Annotated in this window: 1 protein-coding gene; it reads left to right on the top strand. The window is 48.8% G+C overall.

All coding sequences use genetic code 11. The annotated features are described in order from the left end of the window. A partial coding sequence (locus WCO51_12730; GenBank protein MEI6514118.1) for a family 78 glycoside hydrolase catalytic domain occupies window positions 1–2,182 on the top strand: 2,182 nt, incomplete at both ends.

Genomic DNA, 2,182 nt, shown 5'->3' with positions numbered 1-2,182 from the left:
ATTTATAGCCGCCGGTTTGCTGGGAACTCTGCCATGCGGTGCGGCAACGATTAGTCAAGTTGAAGCTGCAAGTCTTATCGGTGCGCCTTTTATTATGTGCCTGGTTTTATTGACGATAGTTGCAGTGACTGGTTCAAAAAGCGCGCTTAAGGCTCCGGTTGAACTGAAATGCGAATATCTATCCGATCCCATGGGGATCGATATAAATAAGCCTCGTTTGTCCTGGCTGGTTTCATCCGATAAAAGTGGTGAAGTGCAAACTTCTTATCAAATAATGGTTGCCTCAACCCCTGAACTATTATTATCTGGCAGCGCCTATCGATGGGATAGCGGACAGGTGAAATCGAACCTGACTGCGCAAATCGTCTATGGCGGAAAGCCAATGTCCTCCTATCAGAAGTGCTATTGGAACGTGCGAGTTTGTGATAGCGCAGGGACTGTTTCTGAGCCGAGTGAGACTGCTTATTGGGAAATGGGGCTTTTGGAACCGGCTGATTGGAAAGCCAAATGGATTGCTAGAGACGGTGAGCAGGAGCCGAACCCCATCTTCCGTAAATGCTTTACCCTTTGCAAGCCAATAAAATCAGCTCGCGCCTATGCGACTGCGCTGGGAAGCTACCGACTGCAACTTAATGGCAAGCGAGTTGGCAATGATATTCTCACTCCCGACTTCACCGACTACAAAAAACGCGCGACCTATCAAACTTATGACATCACCTCTCAACTAACTCAAGGCGATAATGTTGTGGGAGCGTTTTTAGGTTTGGGTTGGTACGGCAGTGAGTTGGGAGATACGCTTAATACCTACTCATTCGGGGAGCCGCCTATTCGGTTATTGGTTCAAATAAGGGTCGAGTATACGGACGGATCCCTCGAGACGATTGTCACGGATGAGAGTTGGAAAGTGTCCACTGGGCCAATCATTAAGTCGACTCTATATGATGGCGAAATCTATGATGCTCGGTTGTACCAGTCAGGATGGGATTCCGTCAACTTCGATGACTCTAAGTGGAAGAAGGCTGAAGTTATGCCTCCCCATCAACTCGAAATCAGCGCGCAGGTTTGCGAAACTGTTCAAATCACCCAGATACTTAAGCCAATACGTATGATGAACCCGTCCGAAGGGGTTTATGTGTTTGATATGGGCGAGAATATGGTCGGGTGGGGACGGTTGAAAGTCAGCGGACCTGCCGGTTCAGCCGTTAGAATGCGATTTGCCGAGGCGCTTATTCCTGGGACTGAAAATATATATACCGAGAACCTTCGAAGAGCCGCACAGACTGATTACTACACTCTTAAAGGTGATAGCATAGAATTTTACGAGCCTCATTTTACCTATCACGGCTTTCGCTATGTTGAGATCACAGGTTTCCCCGGCAAACCGAGTTTGGACGCGGTTGAAGGTTGCGTTTCTCATACTGCAGCACCTGTGGTGAGCAATTTCGAGTGCTCGAATAAGATGGTCAATCAGCTTTATCGTAATATTATTCGAAGCCAACGGGGAAACACTTATAGTATTCCGACCGACTGCCCGCAGCGTGATGAGCGAATGGGCTGGACGGGTGATGCCAATGTGTTCTGCATGACCTCCTGCTTCAATATGAGCATGGGCGGGTTCTATACCAAGTGGATGCGCGACATGGATGATGCGCTTTCACCCGAGGGTGTTTGGCCCAGTATTGCTCCAAGAGTGCCGGGTTATCCGGGCGAAGGTACCCCTGCATGGGCTGATGCCGGTGTTGTCATTCCCTGGACGCTTTATCTCATGTACGGCGATACTCGAATTCTTGAGGTGCATTACCCATCGATGGTCAAGTGGATTGCGCATATCAAGAAGTTCAATGCGAACTATCTTTGGCGCGAAAAGCTTAGCGGCGATTATGGCGATTGGGTGCCTGGCGGCGCTAAAACGCCGGGGGATGTTTTGGCAACTGCCGTTTGGGCTTATGATGCGTGGATCATGACCCGAATTGCCAGAATATTAGGGCTTGAAAAAGAAGCCGAAGAGCACGAAACGCTTTATCAGAATATCAAAAAAGCGTTCATCAAAGCCTATGTGCGTCCGAATGGCGAAGTAGGGAATGGCTCTCAGACGTGTTATGTGTTGGCGTTGAAAATGGGTCTTCTGCCGGATGAGCTTAGAGAGAAGGCTGCAGCTTTGTTGATCGAAGACGTTAAATCA

It is taken from the genome of bacterium (genome assembly GCA_037131655.1).
Classification (GTDB): domain Bacteria; phylum Armatimonadota; class Fimbriimonadia; order Fimbriimonadales; family JBAXQP01; genus JBAXQP01.
Note: the sequence above shows the minus strand (reverse complement) of the source record. Positions and strands in the feature narration are given on the sequence as shown.